Source organism: Streptomyces lydicus (genome assembly GCF_004125265.1).
GTDB lineage: Bacteria > Actinomycetota > Actinomycetes > Streptomycetales > Streptomycetaceae > Streptomyces > Streptomyces lydicus_C.
The window spans coordinates 17855-37189 of record NZ_RDTE01000002.1 but is presented as its reverse complement, the minus strand read 5'-3'; the positions used below and the strand labels follow the sequence as shown (position 1 = coordinate 37189).

Below are 19335 nucleotides of genomic sequence, written 5' to 3'. Positions count from 1 at the left end.
GCCAGCCCATTACCGGTGGGCTGGCCCTCACTGGTGTGTGCCGGACGGCGGTCAGGTGAGGTACTTGTCCGCGTCCTCGGGCCGCAGCAGGCCGGCCTCCTTCAGCAGCCGGATCGCGCGGGGCTGGTTGACGGAGAGCTCGGTACGGACGCGGCTCACATTGACGAAGCCGTCGTCCTCGCGCGGCAGCTTCTGTACGAGCGGGAACAGTTCGGCGTCCGTACGGGCAGGCGTACCGGTACGGGTGGCGGTGGCCGTCGCGGTGGTACGCGAGCGGGCCTGGGCCGTACTGGTACGCGCGGCCGGGACGCCGTCCAGGGGAGCCGTCCGGGCGGTGACCGTACTGGTACGCGCCCCGCCCTCGTACGCGGCCGCGCTGGTATGGCCGGAGTGCTCCGTACCAGTACGCGCGGCCCCGTGCGGGGCTGCCTGTACGCCGCTAGTACGGGCGTTGTACGCGCTGGTCAGGCCCGCATTCGCCGCCGCCCGGGCGGTGTCGTGCGCGGTGCCGTGTACAGGCTCTGTACGAGCAGCGGGGGTGGCTGTCCGAGCGGGCGGCGTACTAGCTGACGGGCCGTACGAGTCCGTACCGGACGGGGCTGTACGGGCGGGCGGTGTACCAGCCGGGCCGTCGGGTCGGGCGGCTGTACTGGTACGTCCGTCCGTCCCGGTCGCGGTGTCCGTACCGCCGTGTCCGTCCGTACCGGCGTCGTGCATGAGCGTGTGGACGCGCCAGACGACGGCCACGAAGATCAGCACGACGAACGTCGTCAAAGGCCACGGTGCGGCCTTGCCCTCTTCCACCAGGTGCGCCTGGTCGGCCAGGTGGTAGGTGACGTTCGCCGACGCCATCAGCAGCAGCGCCGGTGCGATGTCGCGCTTGGTGCGGAACGCGGTGACGCAGTACACGTCGATGGACACCGGCAGGAGCGGGGCGACGTACTTGTTGATGCCGACCATGTGGGCCAGCTCGTACTCGCCGGAGGCGGCGAGGCCGATGCCGGCGGCCAGCGCGATCCACGGGGCCATCGTCCACGCCTTGCTGCTGAGCTTGTGGTGCCAGCCGCGCCAGCGGGAGTTGGCCCGCTTCGCCTCCCGGGCCTCATCCAGCAGCCGGCGGGCCCTGGCCTCGTCGGCCTGGGCCCGTTCGGTGATGCCGCGCGCCTTCTTCTCCGCGTCCGAGGTGATGCGGTCGGCCTCCTTCTGGGCGGCCTCCCGCAGTTCCCGGGCGACGGTCTTGGCCTCGTCCCGCAGCAGCTCACGCTGCTTGTCGCAGGCCGCCTTGAGCGTGCTGAGTTCGTCGGCGAGGGCCTTGCGCTTGCCAGCGGCCTCCGCATCGAACTCGTCAGTGAGCTTGCGCAGCTTCTCGCGCAGTTGTGCACGGGCCTGCTCCGCTTCGGCGTGCGCGGCCGCAGTGTGGCGGTCGGCCTCGCGGCGCCGTTCGTCGGCGGCCGCGACCGCATCCGCGTACAGCTTCTCGGCCTCCGCGCGCCGGGCGTCGTACTGGCCGGCCGAGGTCTGGGCGAGCTCGGCGAACCGCTTACGGGCCTGCTCCAGTTCGCGGCGGGCGGCGGTGACCAGCTCGTCGGCCTGCTCCTGCGCCCGGCCGAGGAGGGCACCGGCCTGCTGGCGCCGCTCCTCGACCAGATCGCTGACCTCGGCGAGGTCGGCTTCCGCCAGGCGGCGCAGCTCGGCAAAGGCTTTGCCGGCCGCGTCTCGGTCGGTGGCAGCCAGCTCGGTGAGGTCGGCGGCCTGCGTGCGGGCCTCGGTCACCAGGTTTTCGGCACAGTCGCGGGCTGCGTCCAGCATCTGACGGGCCTCGAGCTCGGCCTGTTCCGTCAGCTCCGCCGCCCGCGTCCGCGCCTCTGCCACCGCTGCCTCGGCCTGGCGGGTGGCATTCCGCTCGATCGCCTCGGCAGCCCGGTCGGCGCGATTGCGGTAGCGGGCTGCGGCCGCGCGGGCCGCGGTGACGGCGGACTTCGCCTCCCGGCGGGCCTCCTCGCGGATCTGGTGCCCGTCGTGGTCGGCGGTGTCGGTGGCCTGGCGCAGACGGTGGCCGGCTTCCTCCGCCACCTCCACGAGGACCTGCCGGGCCTGCGCCCGGGCGTCCCGGCGCAGGTGCTGGGCCTGGGTGCGGGCCCGGCAGGTCAGCTCCTGCGCCTGGGCCCGGGCCTCGGCGAGGAGTTGCTCGCCGTGGTCCGTGGCGCGCTGCTGGACCGCCTTGGCGACCCGGTCGGCGCGGTTGCGGTGCCGGGCCGCGGCCGCGCGGGCCGCGGTGGTGGTGTCCTTCGCCTGCCGACGTGCCTCCTCCAGGGCCTGCTGCGCATCGCGGGCGAGGTCACAGGCATCGGCTGCCCGGTCCCGGACATCGGCAGCGTTCTCGCGGGCGGCGTCGTGCAGGGTGGTGGCGGTCTGGTGCGCCAGGTCCACGATGTCGGCGGCCCGGTCGTGGGCATCCGCGTCACGCTCAACAGCCGTACCGATGAGGGAGGCAGCGGTCTGCCGGGCGCTGTCGATGAGGTCGGCGGTACGGTCGCGGGTGTCGGCGGCCTGCGCGTCGGCCTCCGGCCACGCGGCGGGCACCGCCGGCTCATGCGGGGCGGCCGGTGCGGCGGACGGACGCCGCGCCGGTGCCGTCCTCTTGGCTGCGTTCTTGTTCTTAGTGGGCGGCTTGTTCTTGGTGCGGGTCGCGGTGCGCGCGGCCATGCCTTTCCTCTCTTCGTGCAGCGGATGGACGACTGTCCGGCTCCCCACCGCCCTGCCCGTGCCGTCAACGAAACCGGCACAGGCATGGGGAGGCAGTCGGCAGGCAGGGGGCTTCAGCGGACCCAGCGGCCGTCGCGGATGAGGGCGGTACCGTCCTTGAGGGTGAGGTCGGTGAGGAAGGGCGACAGCGTGGTGCCGTCCAGCGCCCGCCGGGTGAATTTGGTCGCCCACAGGTCATGGCCGTCGCGGGTGCCGAACAGGTGGACCTGGGTGTCGAAGGCGGGCTCCAGCGCGGCAGCGGCGTTCTCGGCCCGCGACTCGCTCGGTAGGACGAGCGTGCCGCACGAGTCATTGATGCCGATCAGGAACAGCTCGCGCAGCTCGAAACCGCGCACGTCCAGCACGCTGAGCACCGGCTCGGTCGAGCCGTGGGTGTAGACACCGTTGGGGTGGGTCTTCACCCAACGGCTGGTGCCGAATCGGCTCATGTCAAAGGCCATCGGTGTCTCCATTCGTCATCGGTCCGGGCTGTCCGGCTCCCTTGCGACTCCGCCCGTCCCGGAGACCAGGACGGGCGGAGCAGGCAGCTGGCAGATCGGTCAGTGGGTGACGCCGTAGACGAAGACCGCGACGTGGGCGAAGAAGACGAAGGCGTAGAGGGACTTCCTCATGAGGTCCTTTCGGGCGAGGCGTGGATGTCGTGGACGTGATGGCCCGCCTTGAACGCCGCTTGTGCCGCCCGGTCAGCGCGGGCGAGCAGCGTGCGAGCCAGCGGGTGCCCCACGCCGTGGCGGCCGAGAACCCGCGCCGCCAGGTGGTACGCAGCGCGGGCACGGCCTATCGGGGTGGTGTTCAGGAGGGGTTCTTTCCGCTGTTCGAGCCGGAGGAGCGGCGGTTGTCCGCGTCGACCTTCCGCCTCATCGCTTCACGCTCGGCGTCCGTCATTCCGCTCATGCCGCACCCCGCATCCCGGTACGGGTGGCGCCCTCGGGCAACACCGCGGGGGAGAGGGCCTGGTCCCAGTCCTCCGCCGGGGTGTCCAGCTCGCGGTTGAGGTCCTCCTCCGTCGCCGCGACCGGGGGCAGGGGAAGAGGCAGGCGGTCCCGCATCTCATCCAGCGTGCGCGGCGCACGCCGGGAGACGGCGATACGGGCGTCGGCGGTGCGTCGGCGGTGCCGGACCTCGGCGTGCAGACGGTCCAGCGCCTCGGTGCTCTGGGCGCGGCGGGCCCGCCAGGCGTCCAGGCGCCGGACGGCGTCCTCGGCCTCGTAGCCGCGGCTGTCGTCGTCGCGCTCGATGTCATCGATCGCACCGCCGGTCGGAGCGGTGATCACGCATGCGATGCTGTTCATTCAGGGCCTCCTAATTAGGTCCTGTATGGACAGCCCCGGAGCTCTCACCTTCCGGGGCTGTCGCCGTGGAGCGGGCGGGCTGCCCGGCTCCCGTCACCTCTCCTTCCGGCTGGGCCGGAAGGAGAGGATCAGGCAGCCGTCAGACCTGCTCGAACGCGATCGCGCTCATCACCTGCGTGCCGTGCAACGCGATGACGGTGAGGAGGTTGCCGTCGGGGGTCGTGAGCCGGTCACCGTGTTGGCACCGATCAGCCGGTACGCCTCCTCCGAGGTCAGCCCGTCGACCGGCGGGAGTCGGGCCGATGAACTGGTGGGTGATCAGGGAATCCATCCTTGGGGCCTCCTGACGAATGAGGGGTGGAGCGGGTAGTCCTCCGCGCTCTCCACCGCTCACCGGTCCGCCTGCAGCGGGTCGGTGAGCGACTGGGCAGCGCGGGGCTGCAAAAGGTTGGTGAAGGCGCGGCCCTTGCAGCCGCGCCTGCCTCGGCTTTTGCGGGAGCCGAGGTGCCCGCCGGGTGTGCGCATGGGCCCCTCGCCCCGACACCGTTCCCGGTGTGCCGAGGGTCGTCGTAGGCAGCCTGTGAGGGCCGTCCATGCCGTTACCAGTTCTCGTGTGCTCCGCCCGTGACAGGCGGTTCGCCGGCGCCTTTCGGCGCGTAGGTCCAGGGGTATCTGGTGTCCCTGCATGACCTCCCGGGGTTCCGGCCCGGAGCCTTTTATGTCGACGCGGGCACAACCCGCGCGATGAGATCTCAAGAAACGGACGCTCCGACAAGCCGTGGTCTACGGCGCCCGCCCCGCGAGGGGAGGGGACTTGGCGGGCGTGAGGGGCCGAGGGTCCGGCTCCCTCATCCGGCGCCGCCGCGGAGCGGTTCCGGGTGGGGGAGCCGGGTCCGCGAGGACCCGGCGGAGCTAGGCCGCGAACGGCAGGGGCTCGGTGGCCGGCGGCGCGATGCGCAGCTGCGCGGCGTAGGGGAGGAGTACGTCGACCAGGCGCTCGCGCACCTGGGCGGTGATCGACGGGTCGGAGGCGACGATGTCCCGGGCTGCGTCTCGCCGAGCCGCGATCTCGGCGCCGGCCTCCACCGACTGCTGCATCCGCAGGGCGGGGTCGCAGGCCACCACGGCAGCTGCGTACCGGGCCATCTCGCGTCGTGTGCCCGCCGGCTCGTACATGTCGAGGGGGGTACCGAACGCGATGTCCAGGTCGACGGGACCGAAATCTGGCAACTCCACGGCTACGGCGTCCAGCAGGGCGACCGTCTCGGTGTCGAAGTGCTCGGTGGCGAGGCTGGCGGTGGGGCGGCGGGTGATCTTCACGGGGTGGGGCTCCTTCCGGGTGGCGGATAGCAGGCAGGGCGCACGTAGGTACAGGTCACCCCCACCGAGGTACTTGATGTACCTTTCGGCGAGAACGAAGGTACATTCAATCGCTCATCACGGCAAGCGTTGTACCTTCATGAGCTAGCGATGTACCTTCAAGAGGTAGGGTCCGAGCGATCGAGAGGGAGACGCCGACATGCCGTACAGAGGACCGGGCAAGGGGTACGCCGACGTCGCAGCCCACTTCCGCCAGCAGATTCAGAGCGGCGAACTCGCCCCGGGGGACACGCTCCCTTCGGTCGCGGACATCCGTTCCGAATTCGACGTCGCAGCTAAGACCGTCAGTCGCGCTCTCGCCCTCCTGAAGAGCGAGGGCCTCGTCGCGGCCCGAGGCGCTCTTGGGACGGTCGTGACGATGTCGCCCACGGTGATCACAGGGGCCGACCGGATCGACCGCATGGCGAGGAACGGCCTGCGCTACGCCCCCGGCGAGACCTCGGCAGGACACCAGGTGATGCGCAGGTCGGCAGTCGACCCCGAAGTATGTGAGGCGCTGAGCCTCGAACCCGGCGACGAGGTCGTCATCCGGATCCGGACCTTCCGTCAAGGAGACAAGGCCACGTCGGTCGGGGTTTCCGTCTACGCCGTGCAGGCGACCAACATCGTTCCCGAACTCGCGGATCCGGACCGGATGGAGCGGTACTGGGCAGACATCTACACCGAGCGAACCGATCGGGAGGTCGTGAAGGGCCAGCGCACGGCACGAGCACGGCAGGCATCGCAGGACGAGCTGGAAGCACTGGAGATCGATGCGCCGCAGCACGTGTCCGTTGCCGTACTCGTCACATCGCAGACATTCCATGACGAGAGCGGCCCTCTCGCCTACTGGGAAGATGTCTACGCCCCTGGCACCCAAATGCCCATTTCGGGCTAGCCGCCGTTGCTCGTCGACGCTTGCTCGTTCCACCGGTTGCCCCCTCCGACCTCTTTGGCGTGTGGGGGCAATCACACCGGCGGCGGCGGAAATGGAACATCACAGCGGTTTGTCGAAGCCCATGCGCACTTCCATTCACGGGTTTTCAACATCCGCGTACACATGGGATTTGAGGCCCGAGACCTAGGCTCGCGGCCATGATGATGACGGAGGGGAACAGGGTGGGGAAGCTCAATCGAGCAGGGTGGCGGCCGGACCGGCTGCGGGAGCAGCGGGAGGCACACGGCCTGACTCTGGAGAGGGCAGGTGAACAGCTTCGGCAGGTCGCCGAGCAGGCCAAGCTCAAGGGCGTCCCCGCCGCGAATCCTCAGACTCTGTGGCAGCACGAGCAGGGTGAGGTCTATCCGGGACCGCACTACCGTCGCGCCTACTGCCTCCTCTACCGGGCAACTGAGCCCGACCTCGGTCTCCGCGCTGCGCTGCCGGGCGAGGAGACGAGTTTCAAGCTCACGCCGATGGACGACCGCCTCAACGGGTCGCACGTTCTGGCCGTCGAACGAGCCATTCACCGCATCGCCCCTGGTAGCGGCGACGCCGACCACCTTGCTCTGCAGCAGCGCATCATCGATGCCTGGAAGCGGAGGCACACCGGTGGGGACCCGCACCGCCCCGTCCTGATCCTGGTCGGTGGGTACGCCGGCAGCGGGAAGACCGAGCTGGCGAGGTTCTTCGTCCAGCTCACCGGCTGGCCGCTGCTCGACAAGGACCCGCTCACGAGGCCGCTCGTGGAGAAGCTGTTGGTCGCGCTGGGTGGTGACGCAAACGACCGGCATACCGCTCTGTACCGGGAGAACGTTCGGCCGGTGGAGTACGACTGCTTGATGCAGTCGGCCATGGCCAACATCCGGTGCGGGATCAGCACGGTGCTCAGCGCACCATTCATCGCGGAGATGACGGACGCGGCCTGGATGCAGCGCCTGGCCAACCGTGCAGGCTCGCTGGGCGTCGATGTCTTCCCGGTGTGGGTGCGCTGCGATGAGGAGTCGATGCGCGAGTACATCGGTTTCCGTTCCGCGGCGCGGGACGCGTGGAAGCTGTCGCGGTGGGAGGACTACATGTCGACGATCGATCTGGAGCTGCGCCCGGCGGTGCCGCATCTGGTCGTCGACAACCGGCTGGGGGCTGCTGTGTCGCTCGCGGACCAGGCCCGGCAGGCGTTGGGGGCGGTGTACGCATGAGTCGGCAGGGCGTGATCCTCTACGGTCCGCCGGCGGCGGGCAAGGACACCGTCACCACGGCGCTCACCAAGCAGAGCCCGCGGTACGCCCAGTTCGCGCGGCTCAAGGTCGGGACGGGCAAGTCCAACGGCTACCGGATGGGTACGGCGGAACGGCTGCGTGAGCTGGAGGCTGCGGGCGACGTCGTCTATGCGAACGCGCGGTACGGCAACACATACGTGCTCGACCGGCCGGGTCTGGACACTGCGTTCGCGGCCGGGGTGCCAGTGGTGCACCTCGGACAGGTCGACGGCATCCGCGCTCTGGTCGACGGTTACCCAGCAGCCTGGACGGTTGTGCTGCTGTGGTGCCCGCGCGAGGTGACCGAGCAGCGATCCATCGGCCGGGGCGACAGCGACACCACGGCGCGCCTGGCGGCGTGGGATGCGACCCGCGAGGACCTGGACACGCACCCGGACCTGGCCTGGGATCTGACCGTGGACACCACCGCGGTGTCACCGCAGGTGGCCGCGCGGCTCATCGACCAGGTGCTCGTGCAACGGGCGGGAGCAGCGACGGCATGAGCGTCGGCTACGGCTGGGCGAGTCGGTCCAGGGCGTCGGTGAGCGTGAGCTCGCTGTCGTCCTTGGCGTCGTGCCACCGTGCCAGCGTGGACACGGCCGCGCGCAACATCTCCGGCGGCAGCCCGGCGGCCGCAAGCGCGTCGGCGGCTTCCTCCAGCTCCGGACCCCAGCGCCAGGCACGCGCGGCGGTCTTGGCGACGTACTGCGGCTCGGACAGGTACGAGTCGGTGCGCCGGGAGGCGACCTCGATGAGCTCCTGGTCGACGCCGTACTCACGGGCCATGCCGACCGCAAGCGCAACCAGCACGCGCGAAGTCTTCTGGAAGCTCGCGTACGACAGCTTCAGCGCGGACGCCGTCCCGACCTCCGTGCCCAGCACCGCCGTCCGGACGGCGGTGCATGCGAACAGCGCCTCGATCCGCTCCGCCGCGTCGAGCGGTCCGGACAGGTACAGCGTCGGAGTCTTGCCGCGTACCGGTGGGGAGCCGACGACGCCGCCGTCCACGACGATCGCGTCCGGCCCGAGCAGCGCGGCGATCCGCTGCGCCCTCTCGGGGTTGATGGCGTTCGCCTCCACATACACCCCGGTGAAGCCGTGCTGGGCTACGTCGCCGGCCAGGTCTTCGGCGGCAGCCGGCGGGCAGAGGCTGATGACGATGTCGCTGCGGTCCAGCAGCTCGCGCAGTGTGGGCACCGGGGTCAGACCGAACTTCTCGGCGCGGGCCGCCGATGCAGTGCTGCGCCCGGCTTCGCACCACAGGACGTCTGCGTTCACCGCGGCGCAGGCCGCGACCGCGGCGCCCATGCTGCCGGGGTGGAGGATGCCGACGGTCGGCTGGTCCATGGTGCTACTCCGTCTCGTTGAGCAGGATGGTGATGGCGTCAGCGACGTCGGCGACGACGTAGTGTGCGGCGGGAAGGCCGTCGGGCCAGGGACGGCCGCGCAGCCAGATGGTGCGCAGTCCGGCCTGGTGGCCGCCGCCGATGTCTCCGGCCGGGTTGTCGCCGACCATCCAACCGCCGTCCGCGAGGCTAACGCCGCAGCGGGTGGCCCCAAGTTGAAAGAGGCGCAGGTCCGGCTTACGGATCTCCAGGTCGCCCGAGACGGCGACACCATCGACCAGGTCGGCGAGGCCGGTCGTGGCCAGTTTGGCCCGCTGGATGTCACCGGCCCCGTTGGTGACGACGCCGATCGTCCACGCGGCCGCGCGCAGACGAGCCAGGCCCTCGAGGACTTCGGGACGGCAGGTGACGGCGGCCGACATGAGGTCGACGTATTCCTGCCACAGGTCCGCCGCGGGCACATCCAGGCCGAAGGCTTCCCGCAGTCGGGCGAAATCGTCGGCGTTTGCGCGGTCGGCCAGCTCGGTGCGCAGCCACTGTTCGGCATCTGGGGGGAGCGTGTGGGAGCGGCACAGGCTGGTCACGGCATCGCTGAGCGCCGACTGCCGATCGGCCAGCGTGCCATCCAGGTCAAAGAACACGAGGCGTGCCACGGGCACGGACCCTATCGGGCCTCGCGTGGCATGCGACTCACGGTGACGGCCACTCCCGGACGGAGATCGCGTCGTGTATCTTTCAGGGAACCATCGATCTTGAAAGGCTGCGCCGTGACCGACCCGGACCGCTTGAAGCGGGTCGATGCCCTACTGGACGACGTCCTGCCGCCGCCGCCCGTGCGCGCGAAGCTGCGCCTCGCGGCCGGCCTCACCCAGCAGGAAGTCGCAGAGGCTGTGGGCGTGAAGCGCCTTGCCGTAGCCCGTTGGGAGCTGGGCCAGACCCACCCCCGACGCCCCCACCGAGCGGTCTACATGCACCTGCTCAAGCGGCTCGCGGAGCGATATCCCGAGGCCGCTGAGCTGGATGAGGGCATGCCGACGCCAGCCTCGGATTTGAGGGGGTCGGGATGACCTAGGGCCATCAGCCGTGCGCGCCGAAAGAGGACTCGCAATCCTCTGGCCTCGCACGGCCCGTCCACCGCCTGAATTCGCACCCAGCGCGGGCGCTCAGGTCTCGGTTCGCACCCGATCCTGAGCTGCGGCTCACCGAGCCGCTCATATCTCAACCGGCCCCTTACCAGGGCCAACACCGGCCACTAACCACGGCCACCACAGCCGCAGCAGCACCAGCTGCGCACCACCGAACAAGGCCCGGCAGTACAAACCGCCAGCCCCCACCACAGGGGCTTCGGCGGCCCAACACCACAGAGAGGAGAGGAGAAGCTCCCCGCCAGTTGTGGCTGCCCGCTCCTCGCGGATTGGGCGTCACCTACCTCCATAAGGAAGTCGGTCTTCGTCATAGTGCACGACCAGCGTCCTCATTGCCAGGCGGTCACCGCCCGGTTCACCCCCATCTATCCGCTTCACGGCTTTGAGAATGGCCCTCAGCGGTATGTTTTTGCGTCCCGCGTGGCGGAATTCATTCGCAGGAACCTGCCGGAACACTCCCGCCTGACGGGACCGCTCGCATGCGCGCGCTCTGTCCACAGGGGATCCCGGTCAGGGTGCCGGATGAAGATCTTTTCGGCGCCTGTCACAGCTGACTCTTGGGCCGCCCCCTCTCTGTACGTGCCCCCTTCCTGTATCACCCCTGCTGTCCTCACCCCCCGCCCCAGCCCCCTGTCCGCATCCGCGTCCGTGGGGGTGGGCCGATGACGGGCACGAAGATGCCGGTGCGCCGGCAGCGAGTTCGGGTGCCGATGCGGCTGGTGTCGTCGTCGGCGCCCGACGTCGCACTGTCCGTCTACGTGAAGGTCAAGGCCCTCGGGGCTCGGCCGGAGGGGTGCCAGGCGCGGGCGGAGACGATCGCGTCGTACCTGGGGCTGTCGAAGCCATCGGTGGAGCGGGGCCTGACGGCCCTGTCGCATCCGGCGTCGGATGGAGTGGTGGAGCTGCGTTCGGAGCGGCGGACGCTGCGGGGCGGGCGGGGTATGTCGGCGGTGCGCTCGGTGCGGCCGATGCATCGGGGGGAGGCGTTCGTGTGGCTGCCGGTGGCGGCCGCGGAGGACCTCACCCCCCGGCAGCTGAGGGCGTACGCGGTGATCGCATACGCGGAGCAGATGCGTATCGCGCTGACCGAGGCCGAGTTGGCCGGTCAGCTGCTGCACCACTCGGGCAAGCGGGCCGGCCAGCCCATCACTGCGGCGGCGGCCGGTGAGGTCGTCGACGGCCTGGAGGCCGCGCGGTGGGTGACGGTGCAGCGGCGCGCGGGCGCGCAGGGCCGCCACCGCTTCGTCGCTCATGACATCGCCCCGACGGCCGCTGAGGAGGTCGACGAGCAACCGGTCGCGGACGCGTCGCAGACCGCCCAGGAGTGCCCGCAGGAGCCGGTGGACGACGCTGCGCAGGACTCGGGCAGTCTGTTGGTTGGTGAGGGATCGGGTTCGCTGGTTGGTGAGGGATCCCTCGCGAATAGGGAATCACCTACGACTGACTCACCTGATGACGAGCGCGCGTTGTTCTCATCCGCCGTAGGCGAGGTACCGGTAGTAGACGCTGGGGAGGACCCGGCTGGTGCGGATGCGCGTACGAACGCCGCGGGCGGTCTCGCGCTGCGCGCGGATGAGAAAGACCAGCCCGCCGACTCGAAGCCCAACGGCGAAAAGCGCACCAGCAGCGGGCGGTCGTTGTACACCGGACCGCAGCTGTCAATGAGCCCTCAGATCTACGCGGTGCTGGAGCCGGTCCACTGGCTGCTGGCCCGGGTGAACAGTCCGTTCGTGGAGCGAAAGATCGCCCGGGAGGTCAGCCGTCAGCTGGCGGGCGGGATGGACGCTGAGCGCCTGCAGCACCGGCTGACCGCCCGGTTCGCCGGGACTTCGCCGTCGGAGATCCGTGACCCGGGCCGGTGGCTCCTCGGAGTGGCGCTGCCGCGCTGGGGCTGCGGGCACCTGGACTGCGAGACCGGCGTGCTGTGGTCCAGCGGCCGGTCCTGCCCGGTGTGCGACGACATCGTCGCCGACCGGCACGCCGAGCGGAAGCGCGTGCAGCATGAGCAGCGGCTGGCCGCTGGACTGTGCCCGGAGCACGGCCGGCGGCTCGGTCCGTCCGGCGCGTGCGGTGAGTGTGAGCCCGACCGTTCGGCGCCTGTGGTCCCGGCGCAGCGCGAGTTGGCCGGTCCGCCACGCGGTTCCTGCACTGAGTGCGGCTGCCGGATCTTCTTGGTCGGTTCAGCCCTCACGGACGGCCTGTGCAAGCTCTGCCGCACCGAGGCAGCCGACGCTTCGGCCGTGGAGCGTCTCGCCCTGGCCGAAGCGGCCGGAACGGTCAGCTGCTCCGGCGTTGGTGGAGTGCCGTGCAGCCGTGGCGCCCTGCCGAACCGGAGCGTGTGCGCGCGGCACTTGGCTGAGGTACTGGCGCTGACCGAGGCGGAGGCGTCCTGATGCACGAGACCGTCCATCTCGACCGCAACGGTGGGAGCGAAGGGCGTGACGACATCTGGTTGGATGCGGTGTCGGGTACGGGCAGCAGTCGTTGGGCAGTTGCTGGCGTAGCCGGCCGCGGTATTGGAGGGGTGAGCGGTGAGTGACCGCAGTGGGATCGAATGGACCGAGGCCACGTGGAACCCCACGACCGGCTGTGACCGGGTGTCGCCGGGGTGCGACAACTGTTATGCGCTGGCTCTCGCGAAGCGGTTGAAGGCGATGGGCTCGGAGAAGTACCAGGCCGACGGAGATCCGCGAACCTCCGGTCCTGGGTTCGGGTTGACGGTGCATGAGGGCGCCCTGTCGGTGCCGTACGGGTGGCGGAGCCCGCGGACGGTGTTCGTGAACTCGATGTCGGATCTCTTCCATGCCCGGGTTCCGTTGGACTTCGTGCGCCGCGTGTTCGCGGTGATGGCGGATACGCCTCAGCACACCTACCAGGTGCTGACTAAGCGGGCCCGCAGGTTGCGGCAGGTCGCCGATCGGTTGGAGTGGCCGTCGAACCTGTGGATGGGTGTGTCGGTGGAGACCTCCAAGGAACTGGCGCGGGTCGATGATCTGCGGCGGGTGCCGGCTGCGGTCCGGTTCCTGTCGTGTGAGCCGCTGCTCGGCCCGCTCGACGGTCTGGACCTGGGCGGTATCGACTGGGTGATCGCCGGTGGGGAATCCGGTCCCCGGCACCGTCCGCTGGATGAGAGCTGGGTGACGGGGATCCGAGACGTATGCGTTGAGGCCCAGGTGGCCTTCTTCTTCAAGCAGTGGGGTGGCCGTACACCGAAGTCGCAGGGGCGGGAGTTGCAGGGGCGCACCTGGGACCAGATGCCGTTGCCGGCAGCCGCGTAGCCCCAGGGCGACACAGTTTCAGGCAGTTCGGGGCAATGCCCGGGGCGGCTGGACTATGAGGTTTCGGGGCTTCGGGCCCTGCCCGTTGGTAGCTGTTCCGCCTTCCTGGTGCAGGTGCTTGACCGCTTTGCGTGCGACGGGCTCCTTGACCTGCCCGTAGTAGGTGCCGAAGAGCTCCAGGGTGTGGTCGACCAGTTTGATCGGCCGCCCCTTTCGAAGGAGGGCTTCCAGGTTCCTTGCAATGGCTGGCACTGCTTCCGCTTCCAGCCGCGTGGGGTCGGGGCGCATGGAGAACAGCGCGCCGTCCATGAGGTCCAGGGTGTCCCACCAGGCATCTCGGGCGCGGGCCACTGCGTCTCCGAACACCCATAGGCCGTGCTGGCTGCGGGTAGCGAAGACCAGGTGGTAGACGGCGGTGGTGTGATGGGGGGCCTTGTAGACGGGGACGGACCGGACAGACATCCCGGTCGCTCTGCCCAGCCGCTTGGCGTACTCCCTGGCGACGGCTTCGTCCACGGGGACGCCAGCCTTGGCGGCGGCTTCGGCGCGGGGGCCACCGGTGTAGTACTCCCGCCACCAGGTGCCGCCGCACACGGCGTCGAACCTCTGCGAGGAGGCTTCAAGGCCCTTGTCGGAGCGAGCATTGCCGCCCAGGCGGCGCACCGCCATCATGCTGAAGTTCATCAGCAGCTCGGTCGGAGGCCACGCCTGCTTGGGGCGTTTGTGCGCCAGGACGTTCACGAGCTGGTCGAAGGGCAGGCACAGTCCGCACGGGTCAAGGAACAGGAACAGCGGCTCGCCGGTTGCCGCCGCCATGACCTGTGGCAGGACACTGCTGACGTCGCCATTGTGCACCTGTGCTCGAACGCCCTGGTCGCGGTAGGACTCCGCCACGGCCGACAGTCGGGCGAAGGACTCGGCCTTCCGCTCGACGAAGAAGCACGACCACTGCACGCTGCGCTGACGCTGGTGGTCGCACGCCACGCGCATGGCGATTTCCGCGGATGCCTCGGTGCCGTCCTCGTACCGGCCCTCTCCGGCGTAGCCATCGAGGTAGACCACCCGTTTGTTCCGCGAACCGGTCATCCCACCGAAGGACGGTATGTAGCTGCTCAGCAGCTTGTGCTTGAAGACGCTCGGCAGCCCGCGGGCCGACCAGTACTCACCATCCGTGCTCGACGACATGCCGCATTCCCCCTCAGAATGATGCTCCCCGCATCACAGAACGCCACGAACATTGTCCGATGCGTGACGCTCAGGACGCCAGACCACGGTTCCGGGGAGCAGCCGGGTGCATCAGGCGCGTCGGGTTGGCGACCCCGCTGGACTTGATGCCAGGTCAGGCTGTGGAAGGCACTCGATCAGTGGGTGCCTCTACAGTCATCGACACTGGATTCACGTGCCAGAAGGCTGGCCTGAACCGGGCCAGCCTGGACGTTGCTCCCCGCGAACTGCGCCGCCGGCTCACCTCTGAAGCTTCCTGGTACGGCTCGGGGTGGCCCGGCGATGGGCTGGCTCGTTCACCCGTTATGAATCCTTCTTTGCTGTCTCAACGAGATGCCGCTGCTGTGTGCGGGGTGAGTCGGTCCACTATCCGTCGTCGTCGGGATGCGGGGAGATTCCCCAATGCTGTACGAGATGGTGTGCTCGGTTGGCTGATTCCGGAGGACGACTTGCGTGCGGCCGGGCTGCAGTTGTCTCGGTCAGCAGTTCCCGCGGGGCGAATCGAGGCTGACCCGGCGATGGGGTCCGACAGCCGAGACGTCTCGGTGCTGGAGCGGCAGCTGGTCGAGGAGTGTCACCGCTGTGAGTTGGCGGAGGCGGAAGTTGGTCGGCTCCGTCAATTGCTCGGTCTCCAGGAGCAGCAGTTGACCGTGCTTCGGCGTGCTCTGCACGTTCTGACCGCTGATCCCCTGTCCGGAAGTGGTCCACGAGGCGCGGGGCAGGTGCAGGGTGAGGGCGGCGTTGTCCGGCCACGGGGTGAGGCGGGGGCCGGCGAGGGGCACGGGTGAGGCCGCTGGCTGGTCCCGTCACCGTGCCCTGCGACGGACACACTGACGATCTCGTCGTCGCCACCGCCGGAGAGCTGCCGGCCGCCCGCCTTCGATACCGGGATGCAGCGCCTGGCCGCCGACCCCTACGGGCACGGATCCACCCCGGTCAAGGCCGACGCCGACCGGCGCGAGGCCACCGTCAGCGGGGCCGTCGTCCGCTACTACGTCAGCAACGCCGTGCTAACCGTCACCGTCGTCCACGTCGTCTACGTCTAGGCAGCGGCCGCGTCCCGCCGGGACGTTTCCGCACCGCGCATTCGCCCGGACGGGTGCTGACGGGCGGCGGCACGGCCGGCTGAGACGGTCAGCTCTCGTGTGGCAGCGGACCTTGGTTGACCGATCTACACGGGCGGCAAGCTGTCGGGAAGATGGCCACCACTGATCACGGCGAGTTGGTCAATCACGGGCAGCAACGACACGAGGCGGTCGGCGGAGCGGTCGGCCCAGGCACGTACAGCCTCCTCTGCCATGGCCACCAGCTCAGCATCTGTCCGAGCCAGGATCGGACCGCTGGCACGCAGTCGGTCGAGTGCGTAGTCCACATCGCCCAGGACCGCTCCCTGCGGGGTCCCCGCCGTGAGCATCTCGCCCTGCGTGTGCCCAGCAGCCAGTCCGTGGAGGGCCGTGTACAAATCCCAAGCCGCTGTCTGACGCTCGTCACCGCTCACCAGGCCATACTTTCACCCGCCGCCACCAGCACCTTCCCAAACGTGGCACAACTGTCCGCTGCGGGTGGAAGCTACGGGGCGAGGCTGCGCCGGTGGTCGCGAAGCTGGGCGTATCGGTCTCCAACACCAAGACCCGCCGTCTGCTGTAGCGGTGCTGAGGCGCGATCCAGTTTTTCGGAGTTCGGCGGTCTGCGGACGTCGAGAACGTGCCACTGGCTCCGTCCCAGGGACATCAGCGGCCACCACCAGCCGCACGAGGAAGAAGGAGAAACCAGCATGGCGATTCAGCGGATGGACAACGTCGGCATCGTCGTCGAGGACATGGATGCCGCCATCGCGTTCTTCGTGGAACTCGGTATGGAGCTGGAGGGCAGGGCGGAGATTGAGGGCCTCTTCGCCGACCAGTGCACCGGACTCGACGGCGTCCGCTGTGACATCGCGATGGTCCGGACCCCAGACGGTCACAGCCGGCTCGAGCTGGCGAAGTACCGCAGCCCCGCAGCGATCAGCGCCGGGCCACGCAACCAACCGCACAACATTCCGGGCACGCACCGCGTCATGTTCGCCGTCGACGACATCGAGGACACCGTTGCCCGCCTGCGCCCTCACGGCGCCGAACTCGTCGGCGAGATCGCCCGGTTCGAGGACAGCTATCTGCTCTGCTACCTCCGCGGCCCGGAGGGCATCATCGTCGGACTAGCCGAGCAACTGCGCTGAGTGCGCAGGAGTCGCGCTTCGAGGACCGGGGAGCGCCCGAGCACGGCGATGGATCCCCAGAGTTCTCGGCGACTCGGACGACCTCCCGCCTCTGGCGATCATTCCGGAGACGGCAGCGTGGACTGGGCGTCTTACGACCTTGCCCCTTCGTTTTCGTTGTGCACCAGCGCCGGTCGACTCGTCGACCGCGGTGATGTCGATGACGACCAGATCCGGCTCGCATGCCCGTGGAGGGCTACAACAGCGGACTGGTGTACGGGCCCCGCTTCGGCTCACCTCCGTCAGCTCCATCAAGCCGCCGGCGGTCCGCTCCAGGACCTGCGCCCCGCACCTGGCCCGAGGACTGCACCCCTGGCCCCGTCTTCCCCGACACGCGCCTGACCGCCGACGCCGACCTCATCGCCGACGGCATGCTGATCGACTTCAAAAGCACCCGCCACCCCCACACGCTCCGCAAAGCCGACGCCTGGCAACTGCTCGGCTACCTCCTGCTCGACACCGCCGACCACCACCAAATCGACACCGTCGGTCTCCACCTCACCCGCTCGGACACACTGGTCAGCTGGCCCGTCGAGGAGTATCTCGACCTGCTCGGCGCCTGCCGCCGCGACCTGCCGGCCTTCCGCGCCACGCTCAACGAGCTGCTTGAGGAATGCGTCGCCGACGCCGAACCACACACCCATGAAGACGTTGATCGCATCGAGCGGCTCCTCAGACGCCTGGCCCCCGAAATTCCGCCAGGACACTGCGAGGTCTGCGCACAACCGCGCCCAACTGCTGCCCGCCGGAACTACTGCTCGTGCTGGTGTGGCGTTCGCGCCCCCACCCTTCGTAAGCACGGCTTGCTGTCCAGCACCCCGGATGTGGCGTCCTCGGCAGGGTGAGTCGGCACGCGGTCTACCAGCTTGGTGATACGAGAGGGCGATCCGCTGATTCCGCTCGTCAGGCGATGGGGTCGATGGCCAGCACAGCGATTGTCTTCTGGCTGTAGCTGATGAAGAGGAGGGCGCGCACTCCGGCGACTTCAATCATGCGGTTTCTGTCATCGGCTTGACCCCAGGGCTGTGTGGCGAGGAGAGGGGCATCACAGGCGTCGGCGAGGGCGAGCATGAGGGGTTCGCTTGCGGCTGGGGGGAGCGAGTCCTGGACCGCTTCGATTCCGGGGTCGTATGTGAGCCGGTACAACGCTGTTCTCCTCGGTGGGGCGTCAGCGTCAACGTATCGGATCGGCGACTGTGCGTGACGGGAATCAGAAGATCAGGCTGCGCCGCGGCGGATGCGTTCGGCTGCGGCGAGTACCGAGTCTGTGCGGTCCACCCAGTCACCGGGTAGTTCCTCGCCGCGGTCGTCGGCTTCTGCCAGCTGGCGAGCGCGCTCGGCTGCGGCGAGGGTCCGTTCGGCGATGCCCTGCCACTTGGCGAAGACCGTGAGGACTTCGTGGGCTGGCGCCTTGTTGATCTCGCCGATGAAGCGGCTGGCCAGGGTGGGGCTACCGAGAGCATCGCGGATGGTTTCAATGGTCCACGGCTTATCGGTCATTGCCGCCCTCCAGGTGTGTAGCCGATCGCGAATAGACGCTATCGCAACAGCGAGCGCGCCAGTAAGAAACGAGAAACGAAAGACAATTGTCAAATATGTCAAAGGCATATGCCGACCGGCTGTGCGCGGCGTGCGGCCACCCGCACCGGGCCGAGGGCGCCGGACTGATCACCGCCCCGTCGCCGCCCGCCGCTGGACAGCGACGGGGCGGCGTCGTTGGTGTCAGACACGATCGAGCGATACGGCACAGGCCATGCGACAGCCGGATCCGGCCGAGGACAGCGAAACACCACCGCCCGGCTGGTGTGGTCGCCCAGGATTCGGTCGTGCCGAACTCCATGAACCCTCGTCGCGCGACGGCCGCCCTGGCCGCCATCGCGCTTGCTGCACTGTGTGCATCGGGCTGCAGCGCCGATTCTCCGCCCGAGCAGCAAAAGCGTCTGGACAAGGCCGCCGGCCTGGCCGAGTTCAAGGTCACATGCACCAAGGACATGTGGGACCGCACCCGCAAAAGCGGCCTCGACAAAAGGGACGACGACGAGTTTGACAAGGTCAAGCCGGTCAAGCTCGGCGGCGATCAAGGCAAACGCGGCCTGATCCAGGTCACGCTTACCGGCCCGCAGCTGGTGGAGTACCTGCGCAAACTCGACTACGACGCCCACGACGGTCCGCTCAGCGAGCCGCAGGACGAGCCGTTGGCGCGGCGCATGTACGACGCCATCGCCCCCGTCGTCGACCACATCAAACAGGGCCGGCCCCCGCAGACTGTGCCCCAGGCCGTCGTCGATGACGCGGTCGCCTCGGCACCCTCCGCCACCCCCGCTGGCAAGACCTGACCCGGCGGGAGAGGGGGAAGAGGGGGAAGTGTCGGGCATCGAGCCGGGGAGGTTCAGCAGCAGCTGCCCCTGCTCGGTGGTCCGGGCGGCTACGCGGCGGCTGGCGGCTTGGCTCGCCCGGCTTCGACCTTGGAGCGGC

The 19335-nt window shown here is 69.2% G+C and carries 23 protein-coding genes and 1 pseudogene; 11 read left to right on the top strand and 13 right to left on the bottom strand.

The genetic code is table 11. The features are described from left to right. Positions 1 to 51: 51 nt before the first annotated feature. From D9V36_RS02650 to D9V36_RS02630, 5 genes are all read right to left on the bottom strand, one after another. A complete protein-coding gene (locus D9V36_RS02650) occupies positions 52 to 2706 on the bottom strand; it encodes a hypothetical protein (RefSeq protein WP_241720664.1) in 2655 nt (884 codons plus the stop codon). Between the two features lie 113 nt (positions 2707 to 2819). Next, entirely contained in the window at positions 2820 to 3206 is a 387-nt protein-coding gene (locus tag D9V36_RS02645) for a hypothetical protein (protein WP_129292306.1), read from the bottom strand. Between the two features lie 450 nt (positions 3207 to 3656). After that, positions 3657 to 4058, bottom strand: coding sequence for a hypothetical protein (locus tag D9V36_RS02640; RefSeq protein ID WP_129292305.1), 402 nt, complete (start codon positions 4056 to 4058; stop codon positions 3657 to 3659). 139 nt (positions 4059 to 4197) lie between these two features. After that, the gene (locus D9V36_RS02635) at positions 4198 to 4389 is read right to left on the bottom strand and encodes a hypothetical protein (protein WP_129292304.1); all 192 of its coding nucleotides are present in this window, start codon (positions 4387 to 4389) and stop codon (positions 4198 to 4200) included. A 581-nt stretch (positions 4390 to 4970) separates the two neighbouring features. Then, positions 4971 to 5378, bottom strand: a complete 408-nt coding sequence (locus tag D9V36_RS02630) for a hypothetical protein (protein ID WP_241720663.1) — start codon at positions 5376 to 5378, stop codon at positions 4971 to 4973. A gap of 199 nt (positions 5379 to 5577) precedes the next feature. On the opposite strand from D9V36_RS02630, the gene D9V36_RS02625 reads away from it, so the two are divergent. The 3 genes from D9V36_RS02625 (at position 5578) to D9V36_RS02615 (ending at position 8116) form a co-directional block, all read left to right on the top strand. Then, positions 5578 to 6315: a GntR family transcriptional regulator gene (locus tag D9V36_RS02625; RefSeq protein WP_129292303.1), complete on the top strand. Its 738-nt coding sequence runs from the start codon at positions 5578 to 5580 to the stop codon at positions 6313 to 6315. Positions 6316 to 6512: 197 nt separating this feature from the next. Further along, positions 6513 to 7553 (top strand): AAA family ATPase, encoded by a 1041-nt coding sequence (locus tag D9V36_RS02620; protein WP_129292302.1) that lies wholly within the window; start codon positions 6513 to 6515, stop codon positions 7551 to 7553. After that, complete coding sequence (locus tag D9V36_RS02615) at positions 7550 to 8116, top strand: phosphotransferase-like protein (protein WP_129292301.1); 567 nt, start codon at positions 7550 to 7552, stop codon at positions 8114 to 8116. Before D9V36_RS02620 ends, D9V36_RS02615 begins: the two co-directional genes overlap by 4 nt. 7 nt (positions 8117 to 8123) lie before the next feature. Here D9V36_RS02615 and D9V36_RS02610 read toward each other — a convergent pair whose 3' ends face one another. Then, positions 8124 to 8960: a DUF1932 domain-containing protein gene (locus tag D9V36_RS02610; RefSeq protein WP_129292300.1), complete on the bottom strand. Its 837-nt coding sequence runs from the start codon at positions 8958 to 8960 to the stop codon at positions 8124 to 8126. A gap of 4 nt (positions 8961 to 8964) precedes the next feature. Beyond that, complete coding sequence (locus tag D9V36_RS02605; RefSeq protein ID WP_129292299.1) at positions 8965 to 9612, bottom strand: HAD family hydrolase; 648 nt, start codon at positions 9610 to 9612, stop codon at positions 8965 to 8967. Between the two features lie 114 nt (positions 9613 to 9726). On the opposite strand from D9V36_RS02605, the gene D9V36_RS02600 reads away from it, so the two are divergent. The 3 genes from D9V36_RS02600 (at position 9727) to D9V36_RS02590 (ending at position 13382) form a co-directional block, all read left to right on the top strand. Then, positions 9727 to 10026, top strand: coding sequence for a helix-turn-helix domain-containing protein (locus tag D9V36_RS02600; RefSeq protein WP_129292298.1), 300 nt, complete (start codon positions 9727 to 9729; stop codon positions 10024 to 10026). Positions 10027 to 10766: 740 nt separating this feature from the next. Then, on the top strand, positions 10767 to 12497 hold the full coding sequence (locus tag D9V36_RS02595) for a hypothetical protein (RefSeq protein ID WP_241720662.1): 1731 nt from the start codon (positions 10767 to 10769) through the stop codon (positions 12495 to 12497). A gap of 138 nt (positions 12498 to 12635) precedes the next feature. Further along, positions 12636 to 13382 (top strand): DUF5131 family protein, encoded by a 747-nt coding sequence (locus tag D9V36_RS02590; protein ID WP_129292297.1) that lies wholly within the window; start codon positions 12636 to 12638, stop codon positions 13380 to 13382. Positions 13383 to 13400: 18 nt separating this feature from the next. On the opposite strand, the gene tcmP is transcribed toward D9V36_RS02590, so the two are convergent. After that, positions 13401 to 14567: a three-Cys-motif partner protein TcmP gene (tcmP, locus tag D9V36_RS02585; protein ID WP_129292296.1), complete on the bottom strand. Its 1167-nt coding sequence runs from the start codon at positions 14565 to 14567 to the stop codon at positions 13401 to 13403. Between the two features lie 59 nt (positions 14568 to 14626). Here tcmP and D9V36_RS42955 point away from each other — a divergent pair. Continuing rightward, positions 14627 to 15052, top strand: a pseudogene (locus D9V36_RS42955) (helix-turn-helix transcriptional regulator); the annotation flags it as partial. A gap of 33 nt (positions 15053 to 15085) precedes the next feature. Here the strand turns inward: D9V36_RS42955 and D9V36_RS40630 are convergent. After that, a complete protein-coding gene (locus tag D9V36_RS40630; protein ID WP_164992839.1) occupies positions 15086 to 15388 on the bottom strand; it encodes a hypothetical protein in 303 nt (100 codons plus the stop codon). A gap of 48 nt (positions 15389 to 15436) precedes the next feature. Here D9V36_RS40630 and D9V36_RS40625 point away from each other — a divergent pair, with 48 nt between their 5' ends. Then, complete coding sequence (locus tag D9V36_RS40625) at positions 15437 to 15652, top strand: hypothetical protein (protein ID WP_431357634.1); 216 nt, start codon at positions 15437 to 15439, stop codon at positions 15650 to 15652. Between the two features lie 125 nt (positions 15653 to 15777). Here the strand turns inward: D9V36_RS40625 and D9V36_RS02575 are convergent, their stop codons facing one another. Beyond that, complete coding sequence (locus tag D9V36_RS02575; RefSeq protein WP_129292295.1) at positions 15778 to 16104, bottom strand: hypothetical protein; 327 nt, start codon at positions 16102 to 16104, stop codon at positions 15778 to 15780. Positions 16105 to 16380: 276 nt separating this feature from the next. Here D9V36_RS02575 and D9V36_RS02570 point away from each other — a divergent pair, with 276 nt between their 5' ends. Then, positions 16381 to 16821 (top strand): VOC family protein, encoded by a 441-nt coding sequence (locus D9V36_RS02570; protein ID WP_129292294.1) that lies wholly within the window; start codon positions 16381 to 16383, stop codon positions 16819 to 16821. Positions 16822 to 17042: 221 nt separating this feature from the next. Next, positions 17043 to 17705 carry a PD-(D/E)XK nuclease family protein gene (locus D9V36_RS02565; RefSeq protein WP_129292293.1) on the top strand — a complete coding sequence of 221 codons (663 nt, stop codon included), beginning with the start codon at positions 17043 to 17045 and terminating at the stop codon, positions 17703 to 17705. Positions 17706 to 17763: 58 nt separating this feature from the next. Here D9V36_RS02565 and D9V36_RS02560 read toward each other — a convergent pair whose 3' ends face one another. From D9V36_RS02560 to D9V36_RS42525, 3 genes are all read right to left on the bottom strand, one after another. Beyond that, positions 17764 to 18006: a hypothetical protein gene (locus D9V36_RS02560; protein WP_129292292.1), complete on the bottom strand. Its 243-nt coding sequence runs from the start codon at positions 18004 to 18006 to the stop codon at positions 17764 to 17766. Positions 18007 to 18078: 72 nt separating this feature from the next. Then, positions 18079 to 18360: a hypothetical protein gene (locus tag D9V36_RS02555; RefSeq protein ID WP_129292291.1), complete on the bottom strand. Its 282-nt coding sequence runs from the start codon at positions 18358 to 18360 to the stop codon at positions 18079 to 18081. Positions 18361 to 18458: 98 nt separating this feature from the next. Beyond that, positions 18459 to 18590: a hypothetical protein gene (locus D9V36_RS42525; protein WP_277753375.1), complete on the bottom strand. Its 132-nt coding sequence runs from the start codon at positions 18588 to 18590 to the stop codon at positions 18459 to 18461. A 96-nt stretch (positions 18591 to 18686) separates the two neighbouring features. On the opposite strand from D9V36_RS42525, the gene D9V36_RS02550 reads away from it, so the two are divergent. Beyond that, positions 18687 to 19196, top strand: a complete 510-nt coding sequence (locus tag D9V36_RS02550) for a hypothetical protein (protein ID WP_129292290.1) — start codon at positions 18687 to 18689, stop codon at positions 19194 to 19196. Positions 19197 to 19335 lie beyond the last annotated feature (139 nt).

What these genes read in the sequence shown, in the direction of transcription:
- D9V36_RS02570 (WP_129292294.1), top strand. Translation starts at nt 16,381, where the DNA reads ATGGCGATTCAGCGGATGGACAACGTCGGCATCGTCGTCGAGGACATG.
- D9V36_RS02635 (WP_129292304.1), bottom strand. Translation starts at nt 4,389, where the DNA reads ATGGATTCCCTGATCACCCACCAGTTCATCGGCCCGACTCCCGCCGGT.
- D9V36_RS02565 (WP_129292293.1), top strand. Translation starts at nt 17,043, where the DNA reads ATGCCCGTGGAGGGCTACAACAGCGGACTGGTGTACGGGCCCCGCTTC.
- D9V36_RS02625 (WP_129292303.1), top strand. Translation starts at nt 5,578, where the DNA reads ATGCCGTACAGAGGACCGGGCAAGGGGTACGCCGACGTCGCAGCCCAC.
- D9V36_RS02650 (WP_241720664.1), bottom strand. Translation starts at nt 2,706, where the DNA reads ATGGCCGCGCGCACCGCGACCCGCACCAAGAACAAGCCGCCCACTAAG.
- D9V36_RS02620 (WP_129292302.1), top strand. Translation starts at nt 6,513, where the DNA reads ATGATGATGACGGAGGGGAACAGGGTGGGGAAGCTCAATCGAGCAGGG.
- D9V36_RS02615 (WP_129292301.1), top strand. Translation starts at nt 7,550, where the DNA reads ATGAGTCGGCAGGGCGTGATCCTCTACGGTCCGCCGGCGGCGGGCAAG.
- D9V36_RS02640 (WP_129292305.1), bottom strand. Translation starts at nt 4,058, where the DNA reads ATGAACAGCATCGCATGCGTGATCACCGCTCCGACCGGCGGTGCGATC.
- D9V36_RS02610 (WP_129292300.1), bottom strand. Translation starts at nt 8,960, where the DNA reads ATGGACCAGCCGACCGTCGGCATCCTCCACCCCGGCAGCATGGGCGCC.
- D9V36_RS02595 (WP_241720662.1), top strand. Translation starts at nt 10,767, where the DNA reads ATGACGGGCACGAAGATGCCGGTGCGCCGGCAGCGAGTTCGGGTGCCG.
- D9V36_RS02645 (WP_129292306.1), bottom strand. Translation starts at nt 3,206, where the DNA reads ATGGCCTTTGACATGAGCCGATTCGGCACCAGCCGTTGGGTGAAGACC.
- tcmP (WP_129292296.1), bottom strand. Translation starts at nt 14,567, where the DNA reads ATGTCGTCGAGCACGGATGGTGAGTACTGGTCGGCCCGCGGGCTGCCG.
- D9V36_RS02555 (WP_129292291.1), bottom strand. Translation starts at nt 18,360, where the DNA reads ATGACCGATAAGCCGTGGACCATTGAAACCATCCGCGATGCTCTCGGT.